General features: G+C 67.0%; 22 protein-coding genes. 2 read left to right on the forward strand and 20 right to left on the reverse strand.

Annotated features, from left to right (window positions below; genetic code table 11):
- Window positions 1-3 precede the first annotated feature (3 nt).
- The 11 genes from ABZ370_RS00905 to ABZ370_RS00955 all read right to left on the reverse strand — a co-directional run bounded on the left by ABZ370_RS00905 (window position 4) and on the right by ABZ370_RS00955 (window position 9,758).
- On the reverse strand, window positions 4-1,215 hold the full coding sequence (locus tag ABZ370_RS00905) for a MinD/ParA family protein (protein ID WP_358614746.1): 1,212 nt from the start codon (window positions 1,213-1,215) through the stop codon (window positions 4-6).
- Window positions 1,216-1,297: 82 nt separating this feature from the next.
- Window positions 1,298-2,653: a type VII secretion integral membrane protein EccD gene (gene eccD / locus ABZ370_RS00910; RefSeq protein ID WP_358614748.1), complete on the reverse strand. Its 1,356-nt coding sequence runs from the start codon at window positions 2,651-2,653 to the stop codon at window positions 1,298-1,300.
- A 201-nt stretch (window positions 2,654-2,854) separates the two neighbouring features.
- Complete coding sequence (locus tag ABZ370_RS00915; protein WP_358614750.1) at window positions 2,855-3,181, reverse strand: hypothetical protein; 327 nt, start codon at window positions 3,179-3,181, stop codon at window positions 2,855-2,857.
- A 20-nt stretch (window positions 3,182-3,201) separates the two neighbouring features.
- The gene (locus ABZ370_RS00920; protein ID WP_358614752.1) at window positions 3,202-4,002 is read right to left on the reverse strand and encodes a DUF6508 domain-containing protein; all 801 of its coding nucleotides are present in this window, start codon (window positions 4,000-4,002) and stop codon (window positions 3,202-3,204) included.
- Between the two features lie 18 nt (window positions 4,003-4,020).
- Window positions 4,021-4,425 (reverse strand): hypothetical protein, encoded by a 405-nt coding sequence (locus ABZ370_RS00925; RefSeq protein WP_358614754.1) that lies wholly within the window; start codon window positions 4,423-4,425, stop codon window positions 4,021-4,023.
- Between the two features lie 41 nt (window positions 4,426-4,466).
- Window positions 4,467-7,064 carry an ADP-ribosyltransferase gene (locus ABZ370_RS00930; protein WP_358614756.1) on the reverse strand — a complete coding sequence of 866 codons (2,598 nt, stop codon included), beginning with the start codon at window positions 7,062-7,064 and terminating at the stop codon, window positions 4,467-4,469.
- Entirely contained in the window at window positions 7,061-7,471 is a 411-nt protein-coding gene (locus ABZ370_RS00935; protein ID WP_358614758.1) for a DUF6507 family protein, read from the reverse strand. Before ABZ370_RS00935 ends, ABZ370_RS00930 begins: the two co-directional genes overlap by 4 nt.
- A 47-nt stretch (window positions 7,472-7,518) precedes the next feature.
- Window positions 7,519-7,830, reverse strand: coding sequence for a pore-forming ESAT-6 family protein (locus tag ABZ370_RS00940; protein WP_358614760.1), 312 nt, complete (start codon window positions 7,828-7,830; stop codon window positions 7,519-7,521).
- 44 nt (window positions 7,831-7,874) lie between these two features.
- Window positions 7,875-8,207: a hypothetical protein gene (locus ABZ370_RS00945; protein ID WP_358614762.1), complete on the reverse strand. Its 333-nt coding sequence runs from the start codon at window positions 8,205-8,207 to the stop codon at window positions 7,875-7,877.
- A 602-nt stretch (window positions 8,208-8,809) separates the two neighbouring features.
- Complete coding sequence (locus tag ABZ370_RS00950) at window positions 8,810-9,289, reverse strand: hypothetical protein (RefSeq protein WP_358614764.1); 480 nt, start codon at window positions 9,287-9,289, stop codon at window positions 8,810-8,812.
- A complete protein-coding gene (locus tag ABZ370_RS00955) occupies window positions 9,282-9,758 on the reverse strand; it encodes an SUKH-3 domain-containing protein (RefSeq protein WP_358614765.1) in 477 nt (158 codons plus the stop codon). Before ABZ370_RS00955 ends, ABZ370_RS00950 begins: the two co-directional genes overlap by 8 nt.
- A 54-nt stretch (window positions 9,759-9,812) precedes the next feature.
- Here ABZ370_RS00955 and ABZ370_RS00960 point away from each other — a divergent pair, with 54 nt between their 5' ends.
- Entirely contained in the window at window positions 9,813-9,941 is a 129-nt protein-coding gene (locus ABZ370_RS00960; protein ID WP_358614767.1) for a hypothetical protein, read from the forward strand.
- On the opposite strand, the gene ABZ370_RS00965 is transcribed toward ABZ370_RS00960, so the two are convergent.
- Together ABZ370_RS00965 and ABZ370_RS00970 are read right to left on the reverse strand one after the other, a co-directional pair.
- Complete coding sequence (locus tag ABZ370_RS00965) at window positions 9,928-10,155, reverse strand: DUF397 domain-containing protein (RefSeq protein WP_358614769.1); 228 nt, start codon at window positions 10,153-10,155, stop codon at window positions 9,928-9,930. The two genes, ABZ370_RS00960 and ABZ370_RS00965, sit on opposite strands and share 14 nt — an antisense overlap.
- Entirely contained in the window at window positions 10,148-10,942 is a 795-nt protein-coding gene (locus tag ABZ370_RS00970; RefSeq protein WP_358614771.1) for a helix-turn-helix transcriptional regulator, read from the reverse strand. The genes ABZ370_RS00965 and ABZ370_RS00970 overlap by 8 nt, the downstream gene beginning before the upstream one ends.
- Window positions 10,943-11,073: 131 nt before the next feature.
- Here ABZ370_RS00970 and ABZ370_RS00975 point away from each other — a divergent pair, with 131 nt between their 5' ends.
- Window positions 11,074-11,382 carry a hypothetical protein gene (locus tag ABZ370_RS00975; RefSeq protein ID WP_358614773.1) on the forward strand — a complete coding sequence of 103 codons (309 nt, stop codon included), beginning with the start codon at window positions 11,074-11,076 and terminating at the stop codon, window positions 11,380-11,382.
- A gap of 112 nt (window positions 11,383-11,494) precedes the next feature.
- Here ABZ370_RS00975 and ABZ370_RS00980 read toward each other — a convergent pair whose 3' ends face one another.
- The 7 genes from ABZ370_RS00980 to ABZ370_RS01010 all read right to left on the reverse strand — a co-directional run bounded on the left by ABZ370_RS00980 (window position 11,495) and on the right by ABZ370_RS01010 (window position 16,213).
- Window positions 11,495-11,824, reverse strand: a complete 330-nt coding sequence (locus ABZ370_RS00980; protein ID WP_358614775.1) for a hypothetical protein — start codon at window positions 11,822-11,824, stop codon at window positions 11,495-11,497.
- 30 nt (window positions 11,825-11,854) lie between these two features.
- Window positions 11,855-12,073 carry a hypothetical protein gene (locus ABZ370_RS00985; protein ID WP_358614777.1) on the reverse strand — a complete coding sequence of 73 codons (219 nt, stop codon included), beginning with the start codon at window positions 12,071-12,073 and terminating at the stop codon, window positions 11,855-11,857.
- Between the two features lie 303 nt (window positions 12,074-12,376).
- On the reverse strand, window positions 12,377-12,733 hold the full coding sequence (locus tag ABZ370_RS00990) for a hypothetical protein (RefSeq protein ID WP_358614779.1): 357 nt from the start codon (window positions 12,731-12,733) through the stop codon (window positions 12,377-12,379).
- Window positions 12,730-13,113 carry a hypothetical protein gene (locus ABZ370_RS00995; protein ID WP_358614781.1) on the reverse strand — a complete coding sequence of 128 codons (384 nt, stop codon included), beginning with the start codon at window positions 13,111-13,113 and terminating at the stop codon, window positions 12,730-12,732. The genes ABZ370_RS00990 and ABZ370_RS00995 overlap by 4 nt, the downstream gene beginning before the upstream one ends.
- A 14-nt stretch (window positions 13,114-13,127) precedes the next feature.
- On the reverse strand, window positions 13,128-15,473 hold the full coding sequence (locus ABZ370_RS01000) for a hypothetical protein (protein ID WP_358614783.1): 2,346 nt from the start codon (window positions 15,471-15,473) through the stop codon (window positions 13,128-13,130).
- The gene (locus ABZ370_RS01005) at window positions 15,470-15,874 is read right to left on the reverse strand and encodes a DUF6507 family protein (protein ID WP_358614785.1); all 405 of its coding nucleotides are present in this window, start codon (window positions 15,872-15,874) and stop codon (window positions 15,470-15,472) included. The genes ABZ370_RS01000 and ABZ370_RS01005 overlap by 4 nt, the downstream gene beginning before the upstream one ends.
- A gap of 27 nt (window positions 15,875-15,901) precedes the next feature.
- Entirely contained in the window at window positions 15,902-16,213 is a 312-nt protein-coding gene (locus ABZ370_RS01010; protein WP_358614787.1) for a pore-forming ESAT-6 family protein, read from the reverse strand.
- Window positions 16,214-16,234: the final 21 nt, after the last annotated feature.

Genomic DNA, 16,234 nt, shown 5'->3' on the forward strand with positions numbered 1-16,234 from the left:
GGATCAGTGGCGCTGCTGGGAGAGCCGGAACGCCTCCGCGGCGAGGCGGGTGGCGGCCTCCCTCGTGGAGTGCGCGAGGAGTTCGGTGCGGATCGCGCCGCCCGCCGCGAGGTGCCGGTCGTACGGCAGGGTCCGGACGCTCGCCCCGGTGGACTTCAGCTTCTTGACCGCCTGGCCGAGGTCGAGTCCGCTGTGCGGCACGAGCTCGGTGAGGACCACCACGGTTCCGGCGATCACATGCGGGGGCAGTCCCTGCATCCACTGGAGCACCGCGTACGTGCTGGTGACGCCCTCCAGGGTGGCGGGCGCGGTCAGCACGCGCGCCTGGGCGGCGGACAGCGCGACCCGGGCGACCTCGGCGGGCAGCGTCTCGCAGTCCACGACGGTCACGCCGAAGTACCGGCGCAGCGAGACCATGACCCGCTCGTACGCCCTGGTCTCCAGCATCGCGCCGATCTGCCCCTGGCTGCCGGGCGACAGCCAGGCGTTGTTGGGGAGCTGTACGAGATAGCCGGTGACGTCGAGCAGCGACATCTGCGGCTCGACGATGCCCGCCAGGTCGCCGGTGGTCCAGCGCAGCGTCTCGGCGCCGAGCCGCAGCGGCAGCGAGCCGAGCGACGGGTCGGCCTCGACGAACAGGACCGGGTCCTGGCGGTAGTGCGCGTACGCCGTGCCGAGCAGCGCCGCGACGGTCGACTTGCCGGAGCCGCCCCGGATGGACGTCACGGCGATCTGCCGGCCGGTGGTCACGGGCTGCTGGAGGATCTCGGCACCGGCGGTGGTGTCGGCGACCTCGCGGGCGGCCGAGGAGGCGACGGTGCGGCGCAGGGTGCGCATGGCCCGCGCGGCGAACGACTCGCCGTGCCGCGGCTTGCGGCCGGTCAGGGCGAGCCCCTGGTCCATCACGGGACGGGAGTCGGGGGTGCGCTGCGGCGGGCGGATCGGGGCGTCGGCGGCCTGACCCGGCACCGGTTGGTACGGCTGCTGGGGCTGGTACTGCTGCTGCGGCACCGCTTCGTACCCGGGCGCGCCGTGTGGCGGTGCGGGTTGCTGAGGTGGCGCGGGTTGCTGTGGTGCGCCCTGGGGTGGTGCGCCCTGTTGCGATGGGCCCTGTTGCGATGGGCCTTGCTGCGATGGGCCGGGTGCGCCCTGGGGTGTGGCCCCGGCCCGCAGGTCACGCAGCACGTCGCCCTGCCAGTTGTCTCCGTTCGGCATGTCAGCCCTTCTGTTCCGCCCTGCTGCCCCGCCCGGAGCGCCTGCGCGTCGACTCAAACTTGTGGAGCATCCTTGTGGAGCGTCAGAACTTGTCGAGCAACTGTCCGTACACGCCGAACGCGCCGACGGCGAGCGGGAAGAGCCCCACCACACCGATGGACTCGACCAGGTCGGCGATGCGCCGCAGCCGCACCTGCACGTGCTCGGGCGGCTGCACGGCCAGGATCAGCAGCGGCAGCACCGCGGCCGCGCCCAGCACGGCGAGCGGCCCGGCGCCCCCGGCGTGCTCCATCCACACCACGACCAGGCGTACGACGAGGACCGCGGCACCCGCGAAGAGCGCCACGACCTCGGCGACCAGCGGGAACGCACGCGCCCGGGAGAGCAGGACCAGGGCCACCAGCGCCGGGAGCGCCACCGTCCACACGGACGGCGTCGCGGCGCGGGTGAGCAGCCAGCTGCCCGCCGTCGCGGAGGCCGCGGTGACGATCGTCGCGAGGGCGAGGCCGCGGTGGGTGGCCGCGAGCGCGTTGCCCACCTGGTGGCGGCTGACGGAAGTGCCGCCGGAGCGGCGGTCGTCGAGCGCGGTGAGGCCCGAGGCCATCAGGGCGAGCCGCGGCAGCAGACCGAGCAGGATCACGGAGAAGACGGCCATCACGGCGCCGAGCCGGACCGGGTCGTCCTGGATCGCGGCGACCGCCTCCCACACCACGGCCAGTCCGGCCGTGGCCGCGGCCCCGATGAGCCCGCCGCGGCCGAGCGGCGAGAAGTAACCGAGCAGGAGCAGCGTCACGACCAGCGCACCCGTGACGGCGGCCAGCCGTGCCGTCCCCGACCAGTCGTAGGCGTCGGCCGCGGTCCACGCGGTGAGCAGACCGAGGCCGCCGGAGGCGAGCAGCAGCGCCGTGGCCAGTCCGCGGTTGCCCTCCCCGATCTTGGAGACGAGGGCACCGGCGGCGAGGAGGACGAGCGTGACCGCGACCAGGACGCCCACGAGGGAGTCGAGCGCGAACTCACGGCGGGCGAGCACCGCGGCGATCACCGCGAAGGCGACCGTGGCCACGCCCGCGCTGATCCGCCGCGTGGCGGGCCGCCAGCGCCAGGCCTCCAGGTCGAGGTCGTCGGCCACCAGGTCCGTGACGTCGTGCACGACGGGGGCCGGCGGCGCCGAATGGGCCCGTACGAGCCGCAGCACGGCCCCGTCCGCGACCTGGGCCGACGACAGCGTGCTGTCGTGCGGCAGCGCGGAGCCGTCGGACGTGATCAGCTGCCGGGACATCGGCCGCGACGCCGCCCGGTCGTCCAGCAGCTGCAGGATGTCCGGCAGCAGCTGCCCGATCGGAGTGTCGGAGGGCAGGACGATGTCGGCCCGGCGTCGCTCGCCGACCAAGGTCACCCGGCTGAGTTGCGCCCGGGATGTCGTTGTTGTGCTCACCACTTACGGGAACCTATCGTCGCGACGTTGAGGACTCGGGCCTGTTCGGCGTGTACATGTTACTGGTGCCCCGCCCATTCCCTTTTGTGGGGAATTGCGGGGAATTGTGCGGGACTGCGTGGAATTCCTGGCTCGAGTGGCTCGAGGTGCCGGAATCCCGTTCCTGGGTGCGGGAGTTGTGGGCCGCCGTAATGCCGGAGAACGCTATGAACCCCGAGAATTCTCCGCACTCTTCCCGGAGTCCTTTGGCTTCGCCGTCTGTGTCGACTGCGGCGGCTGCTGGTACTGCTGTTCCTGGCGCTGCTGCTTCTCCTGCTCGGCCTTCTGCTTCGCCAGAGTGTGCTGGAGGAAGGACCATCCGACGCAGCCCGCGCACAGCACGGCGGCGATGGCGATCCCGGCGAACACCTTGCCCAGCCGCTCGTCCGCCGTACGCCGCGCCCGCTGCGCGCCGAACAGCAGCGCGTCCCGCATCCGGCGCCGGCGCACCGCCACCGACTCCAGCAGCTGGCTGTCGTAATCCCGTGCCATCCGTCTTGTCGTCCGTCGCCTCAGTGGTCCGTTGCGTGGGTCGTGGTCCTTGGAACATATGGCATGGGTGAGTTGGCAGTACACCCCAGGGGCGCGCCCGGCTGCGGCGGTGCGGTGCCCTCCGTTTCGTACCAGGTACGGAGCGACTGGACGGTGGCGTCCAGGAGGCCGCTCCGCACCCCCCGGTCGATGGTCCCCTCGCTGATCCGTTCCCCGAGCACCAGCATCATGGCCGCGCGGACGGCGTCGGCCGGTGACAGCCGTCCGTCCGGCGACAGCCGGGGAGGGGGATTGGCCGACCACCGATACTCGGCATCGAGGACCCCGACGCCCCTCAGCGCGCTGACGGCACGCAACAGCGCGTCGCCGTAGCGGGGGTACGGGATCTGGATCACGCCTCTGGCGTTCTCCTGACCCCCACCCCACTCGACCTTCCGGTCCTCGTCCGTCAGCGAGTCGAAGGCGTCGGCGAGCTCGCGCCAGGCCGCCGCGTCGTCCCAGTCGAGCGCGGCGACCAGGCGCCGGTCGTCGGCCGGGGTGACGGTACGGGCGAGCTCCTCGATCACGGCCACATCGGGGACGGCGGTGAGGGGCCCGACGCCCGGTTCGCGACGGAGGAGGACGAGGACGTCCAGCGGCGCGACGCCGCGCTCCCGCGCCCCACGCACCTTGGCGTCGTACCACTCCAGCCCCGCCCTGTAGGCGCCGAGACCGCTCGCCTTGCGGTCCACCCAGCCACCATCGGCGGAGTCACCCCAGACGTACCCCATCACCTGCCCGTCGGGGGCGGCGACGCTGATGTAGTGCACGGGATCGGGCATGTTGCTCAAGTTGTCCTGTCAGCCAGTCTTGGCGAGGGCCTCGACCGCGGCGGCGTTGGGGGCGTCGGCGAGGGAGCCGGGGAGGGGGCGGCCCCTGCCGGACAGTTCTGAATTGCCGTACAGCTCATCGAGAGTCTGGGTCGGGTGGAGGCCGCGGGCCTTCCCCTCGCGCAGCCGCTCGATCCAGACCATGCCGTGGTTCCTGGCGCGGGAGCCACCTGCCTGATGCGGTTCGTAGGCGGCGGCGTCATCCTCGTCACCGGCCCACACGTACCCAAGGATCGACCCGTCGTTCTTGTCGATCACGGTGAAGTACCGCACCGGCTTCTCGGTCCAGTTCTGGTAATCCACCGCTCCGCCCGGCTTCTCCCGGAACTGCATGTCTTCTTCGAAGCGCGAGGGCTTCGGTTGCTCACTGCTCACAAGTCCATACTCCTCGAATCAGCTGTCCCATGGGGACGCGGCTACGGCTTCGGCCTCGGGAGAACTTCTCCGTAGACCTGCCACGTTCCGGCCGAGTCCTCGAAGACGCGCGTCACCTTGTATTCCGTACCACGAGCTAGGAGCAGCTCCCGCTCCCCTGGGTTATCGGAGATGCGGTCGATCCAGAGAGCAGGCGTGTCCTTCGGTACCCGCAGATGCATGTGTACAGGTTTGTGCGCGAAGGCCGGGGTCTTGCCGAGTGACGTGGAGGTGTATCCGAGGTCGTCGTAGATCTTGCCCTGCATTTCGAGCGGAGATCGCAGGTTGAGGTGATCGACGGCAGTGCCACGGACCACCATGATGTCCTCGGGAACAGGGCGGGTGCCCATGACCCGGTCCATGTTGTCGATAACCTTCTGCGTGGCGGAGGGCAGGTCCACTTTATTTCGAAGCGGCTCGTTGATCGCCTTGTAGGAGTTGCCGCTGTACGTGGTCAGCGCCTTGCTTCCGGCGGGGTCGCGCTGTCCGAGCTGATCGATGTAGTCGTTCCAGTACGCGTCGCCGTAGGCCTGTCCTGCTTTGTCGCTGGAGCTGGGCCAGTGGTTCGTCCCCCGCTCCAGCTCCGCCGTGGCCACCGCGTGCTTCTCCGCGTCTGTGGCCAGGTCGTCGAAGTCATCCGCCGACATGTGTGGCTTGTACTCGAACGGCTCCGCGGCACCGCTGCCCGGTACGTCCGTGCCCCCGTGGCCCGGGGCGACCGGCGCGTCGGTGCCGTGGTGCGCGGCGGCTTCCGCCACGTCGTTCACGTGGTCACCGGCATGCGCCGCATCGTCGCCGTATCCACCATGCGAACCGTCGTGACCGTGCGCGCCGGGAGCGTCATGGCCCGGCCCGTGCGGGGCATCGGTGCCATGCGGGTGGCCGGTGCCCGGAACGTCGTGGGCGGGGACGTGCGGGCCGGCCTGGCCCGGTACGTGGCTGCCGACCTCGCCCGGCACATGCCCGGCAGGGGCACCCGGGACGTGGTTCGACGGGGTCTGGTGATACCACGGCGTCGATGTGCCGTGGCCGCCCGCAGGCACGTGTCCGGCGTTGCCGCCCGCCGCGTTGTCGAAGGACGCGGGGTTGGGCCCGTAGGAGCCCGGCGCGTGCGCGGGACCGCCGGTCGGTACGTGGCCGTCGGCCGGTACGTGCCCCGGTGCACCGCCGGTCGGTACGTGGCCGCCCGGCACCTGGTGGTCCATGCCGCCCGGCGCGTACCAGGCCGGTTGGCCGGGGGCACCGCTCGGGACGTGCCCCGGAGCTGCTCCCGGCGCATGCGCGCCTGCCGGGAACGGGGCTCCGGGCTGCTGGATTTGCCAGGACTCCGGCAGGCCGGAGGCACCGTGGCCCGCGCCGTGCGCGGCGGGGGCCACGTCGACGGAGCCCGGCGGAGGAGGGGGGACGAGGTTGCCGTTCGGCTCCAGGAGGGATCCGTTGGGCAGCTGTACCGCGCCGTCGGGCAGATGGGGGACGTCGACCTTCCCGATCCCCTTCAGTCCCTTGGTGATGTCGCCGATCTTGGACAGTCCGGCTCCGGCACCCTTGGCGACGTAGGTCATGGGGTCGATGACCCGGCCCGCCTTGCCGGCGACGGAGAGGGCCTTGGCGACAGCGCCGGCCTTGCCTGCTCCCGCGGCGGCGCCGCCTGCTCCGCCGGTGAAGACGGTGGTGACGACGTTGAAGGTGACCGCACCGGCCGCCCGGCCCGGATTTTTGCCCCATTCGTCCCAGGCGACCAGGGCTTTGCCGGTTTCCTTCATGGCGGTGCGCGAGTCGCGCAGCCAGGAGGGGAGTTTGTCGTCTGGCGCAGACCAGAAGGCTTCCCTGGCTCCGGGGATCGTGCTGATGGCGAGGCCGGTCCCCAGCTGGGCGAGGCCTTTCCAGGCTTGGCCCATGGCGTCCCAGCCGCCGCAGCCCACGAGGGTGCCCAGGCCTTTGATGGTGCCCCAGACGCCGTCGACGATCAGGCCGTCCCAGACGAACGATTTGACCCAGTGGCCGACTTCCCAGACGTGGTGCTTCTCTTCGACCGGGTCGCCCCAGGGGAGTTTGGCGTTTTTGAGGTCGTCGGCCTTGTAGCCGTATTGGTTTTTGCGGTCTGATCCGTCGCCCGCGACCATCTGGGTGCCGCCGAAGAGGGCGGTGATTTTGTTGTGGCAGGTGCGTTCGGCGGCCCAGAAGGCGGCGACGGTGCTGGTGATGTCGTCGCGGAGCTGGTTGTGTTCGTCGACTTTGTCGCCGTCGTATTCCCAGTCGTCGTCGTCTTTGTTGTCGTTGACGAACGTGGTGGCGTCGGCTTTGAGCTGGGTGAGTTTGGTGACCAGGGGGCGGATGTCGGTGGCGTACTCCGACAGTGCGGAGGAGACCTTGCCCAGGTCGTCGGCGAAGCCGTCGGCGCGGTCCTTGACCGGTTTGGTGGACGCGAAGAGCCGCTCGGCCTCGGGGGCCTTGTAGTAGGCGGACAGGCCCTGGAAGTGGGTGTGGACATCCGCGCCGGTGTCGCGGATGTGCCCGGCATCGGTCTTGAGGCTGCCGTGGGCTTTTTCCAGCAGCTCCAGGTTGCCGGTGTACTGGGGAATCTCTCCCGGCTTGATCATCCGGTCTGCGTCCCCGGCTTCTTCGGGTCCAGATCCGGCGCGCTAAGTGCGCTGGTCTGGGCCTGAGCGGCCCGTTCGGCCATGTGCTGGCCGCCCTTGAGGTACTCCGTGGTCGCGTCCATCGCCCCGTTCAGCGACTTACCCGCCCGCGCCGCGATGAACTTCAGATCAGGCGTCGTATGCTCCGCGAACTGGGACAGGGCAAGAGCGACCAGACCACCCTTGGCTTCCTTGCCACCCTGACCGCCGCTGCCGCCACCGTCGGCACTGATCGTGCCCGCGTGCTCCGCGGCCGACTGAAGGTGCTTCCCGTACGCCGTCGCGTGCTTCTCGATCTTCGCGGCGAACTCGCCCGTCGTCTTCAGCACGCTCGAAATACCCTGCGGCTGCAGGTCCCAACCCGTCATGCCTTACCCGTGCTCCCCGTTACCGTCTGGCGCTCGTGCGCGCCAGATCAGCCGATGTTGTCGACCGCGGACTTCGCACGCGAGAGCGTGTGCTGCGCCGTCCCGTCGTTCTTCTCCAGCGTGGTTTTCAGCAGCTGGATGATGCTCTTGACCTCTTGCGAGGCGCGGTTCCAGCGCAGTTCCTTGCCGTGGTACTCATCCGCCACACCGTCCGCGGTGAAGTCGGCCATCGCTGCCTTCACCTGGGCGTCGCGTGCCGTGATGACCTGCTCCAGGCGTGCGATCACCGCCTGGATGTTGCCCTGTGCGTCCGCCGAAGCGCCCGTGTCGTACGAGCGGCGGTCATTGCCACCAGCCATCAGTCACTCACTCCCCGTCAAGTCCCCGTCAGGTTCCGCAACGATCAACGGCCGCCGAACCGCGCCGCGTCGAAGTTGGCCGACGACATCTGCTGCCGCGCGTTGTCGCCCTGTTCCTGGTCGCCCGAGCCGAACGCGGTGCTCATCCCCGACTGTCCGCCGAGGATGCCGGACAGGGAGCTCTGCAGGGACGACGAGATCTCGTCCGAGTGCGCCTTGAACGAGTCGAAGGCGACCTTGCCGGACCCGTTGAACTTCCCCTCCAGCGGCTCCGCTGCCTGTACCAGCTGCTGGATGAGCGTTCGCAGGTCATCGCTGGACCCACGTGACTTCGATGCCAGACTCGACAGAACCTGCGATCCCATGTCGAACTTCATCTGGACTCCCCCTGCCAGGCTGAGCGGCTATATACACAACCATCTTTATCAAGTGCCGGACCGCTGGGGCAATCGGGGGTGCGAGTACTCATGCGTAACAAGCGGTGGCTCCAAGATGTCCACCGACCTTCCACTGGCCTTCCACCGGCCGTCCATTGACTTTCAACTGGCCTTCAACGAAAGGGCGATGACCACCCGGGGCGACCAAGGCAAGCAGCACACCACCCTGCCAGTTATCTCCGTCCGGCGCCTGGAGGGCATGCGCGTCGAGTCAGAATGTTCGGAATGCGTCTCTGAATGTTCGGAATGTGTCGACCAACGGCCCGTACATGCCGAACACCCCGACAGCGAGCGGGCAGTACCCGACCAAGCCGACCGTCCGCCGCCGCCGGACCCGTACGCGCCCCGGCGGCCGTATCGCCTCGTCCTCGGCGGCATCATGGCCACGGTCGAGGAGAGCGCCACCGTTCACGCGGTCGGCTCGTCGGCCTCGGCGACGACGCAGGAGCGGCGGTCGTCGAGGGCGGTGAGACTGGACGGCCGTCGAGAGGTTGTGCCTCCTGAGGACCTCGGCTGTGCGAGTCGCCGTCTTCGGCACCGCCTCACAGATTTTTCTGGACGCATTTTGCGATTTCCATGAGTTGGGGCTCGTTCTCGGCAGGCACCAGGTATTCATTCTTTCTGACCTGCGCGAGAAATTCTACCGGAAGTGTTACGTGATAGGTCCGTACGTAGAACCAAAGGTCCCCACGCCATAGCCACTCGCCATCAGAGTAGATGGAGTCACCGCCGAGGATGGTCCGTCCGGAACCCAGCACGTCTTTGGATGAGCCCATAAAGCTGTATATTTCGTGTCCGGCCAACAGGTATTCTGTGACTTTTTGGAGTCTTCGTAGGGGGTCGAAGTGAGGAAATCTCTCAGGTTCCCAATGGGCTCCCCGAAAGACAGTGGCCAAAGTTCCTGGAAGAAGTCGGCGATTTTCATGGAATGACTTCCCTGTAGTGTCCACGCCCCGCACCCTGTGGCCCACTTTGCCGCCGATCAGCAGGGAAGAGGAAACGGCCGGGAACTGCTCAGGCAAAGAAGTCCTCCGCGTCTGGTTCAGTTAGGCCGCCCATGAAACGAGAGAATGCGTCGAATTCATTCTCCCCCAAGTAGTACCCTCCGGTGTGGTGGAGGTGGAAGAAGCGCCCTGTTTCGTCTGCCAAGATAATTCCCTGCTCGGACGATTCGTATCCGATGGGAAAAATTTCGACTCCGAGTCCGCGTGCCAGTTCCCGGATCGATTTGACGTCACCGTCGTACCCGACCGTCGGTTCCACGACCAAAGCAACCCCCTGCACCGTGGGGTGGCTGAGACTGAGCAAGCCATACGTGTGGATGAAACGTACGGCGGCCGGTACTGGTGTCAGGGGCGCTCCCTGTCGTTCGGCGTCCCGCACCCGTACCTGGATGAGTTCGTCGGCGCGCTCTCCGATGTCACGGCCCGGGGACCAGCCAATCCTGGTCAACCAGCCGTGTACTTCGGAGGGCGGCTGCTCGGAATCCATCAAACGGGTCATTGCTCCGTGTCGGGGTCCATTTTCGATGGTTGCTTCGATGAGTTGGGCCGCTTCGACGGGGGCGTCGACATGCCCGCGCTGGAGAAGCTGTACCTGCGCTGGAACGCCTGCGAGTCCTCCCGGGCGCTGTTGACCGAGCTGGGGCGGCGCGGGCGCGTCATCCTGATGTGAGCCGAGCGTCGTCTTTGACGGCGGTGACGAACGATGACCAACTGGCCGCCGGGAAGACAAGTGCGGGGCCGTGGAGGGTCTTGGAGTCGCGGACGGGGACGCCTGAGGGGTAGCCGTCCAGGACTTCGAGGCAGCTGCCCCCGTCGGGGTTGCTGTACGACGACTTCCGCCAGCCGCCCAGCGCGGCTGTGTCCCGGATTATGTACTCAGCCATGATGTCCGTACTCCTTCGCGGTCGCCCTCATCAGGGCAAGAGACTCCTTCAGCGGCAGTGCGTCACCCAGCACAAGAGCGTATGTGGCCCGAAGCCGTTCAACCAGGGAGGGAGAGTCGTGCAGTCTTCCGACGCAATGAGCTTCGCTGTAGGCGGCCGGGGGCTGGTCCTCGAAACACATCAGCGACAGCATGCTCGACAACAACGGGTGAGTACCCAGGCCGAATGGCAGGACATGAATGCGCACACGGGCGCTCTCCCCCAGACCGATCAGGTGCATGATCTGCTCGGCCATGACCTCCGGGCCGCCAACCGGGCGGCGTAGCACCGCCTCGTCCAACAGAGCACACACTACGGGCGTCACCGGGTCGTTGAGGATCTCCGCTCGCTCAAGTCGTGCGACGACGAGCTTGTCACATTCCTCGTCACTCCGAGGGGGGAACGCAGAGCGCAGGACCGCACCTGCGTACCTTTTGGTTTGCAGGATGCCGGGGACGTACGACAACGCGAATTCGTGGATCATGGTTGCCTGTTGTTCGAGCTGCCGCGCGACCTCGAAGTAGTCGGCGACCGGTGTGTCGTCCTGCGGCAGGAAGCTGCTCAGCACATTTCCCGTGTTCAGGGCCTGATCCAGTCGGCGTGCGTCTTCCTTGGACGGGATGCGGCGGCCGGCCTCGATGTGGGAGATGTGCGAGCGCGTCATGATCGCCGCGTCGGCCAGCTCCTGTTGAGTCATGCCCGCCGCTCCGCGTTGTTCCTTGAGCCAGTCGCCGTAGATGCTGCTCACTGATCAACCCCCTTGCGACAGAACCTCTGTCACCTGCTGATTACTGGCGAGCCTAGCCCGGCACGTCTCACTCTGTGAGTGGATCGCTACACAGCGATGCACGGGAAAGTCGATGACATGGAGGTAGCCGCGTGATCAGCCTGCCGGGCGGGGCCCGATTGCTCCCTTGGTCCACTGCGGAGGGCAAGCCCTGTTACGTGATCGGCGACGGGACCGGTTACGTGTCCCGCGTCGCCGACAACGTCGAGTGCGTGCAGCTCGGTATGGCCTCGGAACTCCTCGACCACGCCGCCGACATGCTCGGCGACGGCAAGGCCACCCCCGTGCAGCTCCGGTATCTTGCCGCGCGGCTGGCCGAGGCGCTGCGCGATGCGCACCGGATCGCCGAGAGCCGGGGCGCCCGGCTGTCCGCGGTTACGCCCCCTTCGGATGGCGCATGAGGCGTTCGAAGTCCTGCCGGCCGGACAGGTCCACCGGGTCTCCCAGGCGCGGGTAGTGAGAGGGAGGGGCAGGTCGGACAGGGGGTGCGGCGGGCGCGATCGCCCCGCGGGGTCAGCCTTCGTTTGTGAGTCTTCGCAATGACACCAGGTCACACGTGCCGGGCTCGTCGGCCTCCGAGAGGTCGGCCAACTCGGCGAGGGCTTGGGAGGGGGACAGTCCCCGGTCGTACGCTGAGCGCAGCCGGTCCAGCCACTTGAGACCCTCCTTGTGTACGTCCTCGTTCCCGACGTCCCGTGGCTCGAAGCTCGCCGCGTTCTCGGCGTCGGAGGCCCAGAGGTATCCGAGCACCTGGTGCTCACTTCGCACGGGAACGTACTGGACTTCGCCGTCCGCGTCGCGCTTGTAGCCGATGAGGTCAAAACCAGGCGCGTGCATGAACATGTCGTACCGAGTGAGGACCTCGAAGCTGGATCACACGTCGGACGCTGTGCCGTCGTCGACGAAGTAGTTTTCGATGCCGGTCTCGGTCGGCTTGCCGAAGTAGGTCGGGTCGTCGGGATCGGTCTCCATATTGAGTGCCTCCGAGAGATCGTGGAGGGCGGCGGACAGCCGGGGAGCGTTGGCCGCGTACACGGTGGGCTGGGGACGGCCTTTGAGGTCGTACGGCATCCAGGCGTCCGAAGACGTCACCAGATCGACGGTAAGGTAATCGAGAAATGCGGAGGCCCCGAGCCGGCACATTCGCTCTTCACGTTGTCCGGGGGCGTGCCTCCCGTATGAGCCGGACGGTCGCCGTGATCTCTGGAGAAGTGGTCGCCCGCGCTACCCGCTCGGCAGTTGGTTTCCGGTGTGAGCGGCCGGGCCGTTGACGCCGTCGGCGACATGGGCAGTGGAAGCCGTGTTGTCGACCGTGTGGGCTCCTGCCGCGGCCAAGGCCGGTTCCTTGAATGGGGCTGTCCACGTTGGGCACGTTCACGTCGGAGGGCGGCTGCCTCAGCTCTTGCGCCAGTCTTTGGTGGCCCGCCCTTCCTCGTCCCACTGACGGTCTTCTATCAGGGTCAAGCCATCCTCTTCGAAGACTCGCTCGGATGCGAGTGTGCCGTTGGGGTGCCACTCCCGTGAAACCCCGACGGGGCACCCCGTGCGGGCTGTGCCCTCAGAGCGGAGCGTGCCGTCCTTGTACCACTCGCGACTGGGACCGTGCTGGATGCCGTCCACGTACGCGTCCAAGCTGACGACCGAATCTCCCAGGCGCTCCTCGACCTCACCGGTGAACAGCTCGCCCCGGTACAGCAGGCGTTGGCCGTTATCCATGTCCACGTCTGGGTCGTCGATGTCGATTCGGTTCACAGATTTTTCTGGACGTACTTTGCGATTTCAATGAGTTGAGGCTCGTTCTCGGCAGGTACTGCGTAGTTGCTCTCCCTGATTTGGGCAAGGAATTCCTCTGGGAGTTTTACGTGGTGGGTCCGGACATAGAACCAAAGATCACCTCGCCACAGCCACTCGCCGTCGGTGTAGATTGAGTCACCGCCGAGAATAGTCTTTCCGGAGCCCAGTACATCTTCGGAAGATCCCATGACGCTATAGATATCGTGCCCGGCCAGTAGGTATTCTGCAATTTTTTGGTCGTCTTGGTAGGGACTTGCTGCGAGGAAATCTTTTAGACTTCCTGCGGGGGACCCGAAAGACTGTGGCCAGAGTTCCTGGAAGAAGTCGGCGATTTTCATGTGGTGTTCCCCTCTCACTGCACGATGGGTAGGAAGGTTCGCCAGTATCCCCCATCATGGATATTCGGAGTCTGGCCGGGGCCAAGCCTAGAGTTTACGCCGACCTTGTTCGTCGGGGCCATCACAGGAACTCCCAGTTCGTTGGCGATTGACTGGGCTGCGGGGATATCCAACGCGCCTTCCGCGATCGTGCCTGTGTGGCAGGACACCAGTCGTACGGGCCCCCCATCGTAGCTCGGGTTGGCGCGGATCGCGTCAGCGATATGTGTCGGATGAGTGTCTCCGGCTGTGAAACCGGATCCAGTCTCGTTGACCCGGCCAGGCGCAAAGAAGCCTTGGTTGTTTCCGTGCACAACCACGTCGTGATAGCCGTTCAGTGACTGCACATTATCGAAGTTGACTCGGGTGTTTTTATCGTAGCCGATAGCCGTTCTGCCATCTCTGAAGTAGACGGGATCGCCAGTGTCCAGCACGATGTCGCCGGGCTCTTTGGGGGGCGCCGGGATCGTAGACTCGGGTGCGATTCGCGCCTTGAAGTCACGTCGGGTCGCCATGTCGGCCGCGTCGTGGCCGACGGCAGGCTCGGGATCCGAGATGGCTGACTCGTCATGCCCCTCAGGGACACGTTCCTCACCGTTGGGAGTCGTGTGGTCGCTGCCGTTGAGCCCTTCAGGGGGGTTGTGGTGGCTATCGGGACTATTCGTATGCGGCCCGTCGGTCGTGTTGTGCTCTGTGGAGTGCCCGGAATCGGAGAGGTTGCTGTCTCCGCTGTGCGTACCCCTTTGAGCGATGTCGCCCCCGGAACGTTCGGTATCGATTGGGCTGTTCGCTGTGGTGCTTTCGCCAGTGTGAATCGCATTGTCGGCGGTGCGGGTGCCAGCTCCGGCGAGGGCGGGTTCCTGCGCCAGGGTGTCGACTCGGGGGGTGTCGGCTCCGGTGGTGGGGTTCGTGGGGCGGTCGACGGTGTCGGTGGGAGCCTGGCGGACGTCGTTGTCGAGGGTGCCGTCCGCCTTGTAGATGTTGCCCTCGGTGTCCATGTACTTCGGGGCGCCGTCGCCGGGGAGCTTGACCGTGTCGGGGGGAAGGACCGGGCCCCCGTCCGGGAGTTTGACGCTTCCCTCGGGGATCTTGATCGCACCCTCGGGGACGGCCGTGCCGGGCGGGTGCACGGTGCCGTCGGGGGAGAGGAGGGAGCCCTCCGGGAGGGTGACCGTGCCTTCGGGGAGTTCGGGGACGTCGATCTTCCCGATGCCTTTGAGGCCTTTGGCGATGTCGCCGATTTTGGACAGTCCGGCTCCGGCGCCCTTGGCGACGTAGGTCATGGGGTCGATGACGCGGCCGACTTTGCCGGTCGCGGACAGGACCTTGGCGACGGCGCCGGCTTTTCCGGCTCCGGCGGCGGCGCCGCCTGCTCCGCCGGTGAAGACGGTGGTGACGACGTTGAAGGTGACGGCTCCGGCGGCGCGGCCCGGGTTCTTGCCCCATTCGTCCCAGGCGACGAGTGCCTTGCCGGTCTGTTTCATGGTGTTGCGGGAGTCGCGGAGCCAGGAGGGGAGCTGGTCGTCGGATGCGGACCAGAAGGCTTCCCTGGCGCCGGGGATGGTGCTGATGGCGAGGCCGGTGCCGAGTTGGGCGAGGCCTTTCCAGGCTTGGCCCATGGCGTCCCAGCCGTCGACGCCGACGAGGGTGCCCAGGCCTTTGATGGTGCCCCAGACGCCGTCGACGATGATGCCGTCCCAGACGAAGGATTTGACCCAGTGGCCGATTTCCCAGGCGTGGTGTTTTTCCTCGACCGGGTCGCCCCAGGGGAGCTTGGCGTTCTTGAGGTCGTCTGCGGCGAAACCGTATTGGTTCTTGCGGTCTGATCCGTCGCCGGCGACCATCTGGGTGCCGCCGAAGAGGGCGGTGATTTTGTTGTGGCAGGTGCGTTCGGCGGCCCAGAAGGCGGCGACGGTGCTGGTGATGTCGTCGCGGAGCTGGTTGTGTTCGTCGACTTTGTCGCCGTCGTATTCCCAGTCGTCGTCGTCTTTGTTGTCGTTGACGAAGGTGGTGGCGTCGGCTTTGAGCTGGGTGAGTTTGGTGACCAGGGGGCGGATCTCGGTGGTGTATTCCGACAGGGCGGAGGAGACCTTGCCCAGGTCGTCGGCGAAGCCGTCGGCGCGGTCCTTGACCGGTTTGGTGGACGCGAAGAGGCGTTCGGCCTCGGGGGCTTTGTAGTAGGCGGACAGGCCCTGGAAGTGGGTGTGGACGTCGGCGCCGGTGTCGCGGATGTGCCCGGCGTCCTTCGTCAGGTTGCCGTGGGCTTTTTCCAGCAGTTCCAGGTTGCCGGTGTACTGGGGAATTTCTCCCGGTTTGATCATCTGGTCTGCGTCCCCGGCTTCTTGGGGTCCAGGTCCGGTGCGCTCAGGGCTTTGGTCTGGGCCTGAGCGGCCCGTTCGGCCATGTGCTGGCCGCCCTTGAGGTACTCCGTGGTCGCGTCCATCGCTCCGTTCAGCGACTTGCCCGCCCGCGCTGCGATGAACTTGAGGTCGGGGGTGGTGTGCTCCGCGAACTGGGACAGGGCCAGGGCGACGAGGCCGCCCTTGGCCTCCCCGCCCTTGCCGCCACCGCCGCTGTCGGCGCTGATGGTGCCCGCGCTCTCGGCCGCCGACTGAAGGTGCTTCCCGTATGCCGTCGCGTGCTTTTCGATCTTCGCGGCGAACTCGCCCGTCGTCTTCAGCACGCTCGAAATGCCCTGCGGCTGCAGGTCCCAGCCCGTCATGTCTTACGTCACGCCCCCCGGCGGCTGTCAGCCGATGTTGTCGACCGCGGACTTCGCACGCGAGAGCGTGTGCTGTGCTGTCCCGTCGTTCTTCTCGAGCGTAGTTTTCAGCAGCTGAATGATGCTCTTGACCTCCTGGGAGGCACGGTTCCAGCGCAGTTCCTTGCCGTGGTACTCATCCGCCACACCATCCGCCGTGAAGTCGGCCATCGCCGCCTTCACCTGGCCGTCGCGCGCCGTGATGACCTGCTCCAGGCGTGCGATCACCGCCTGGATGTTGCCCTGTGCGTCCGCCGAAGCGCCCGTGTCGTACGAGCGGCGGTCATTGCCACCAGCCATCAGTCACTCACTCCCCGTCAA

Origin of the sequence: Streptomyces sp. NPDC005962 (genome assembly GCF_040629205.1) — a bacterium.
Classification (GTDB): Bacteria; Actinomycetota; Actinomycetes; order Streptomycetales; family Streptomycetaceae; genus Streptomyces.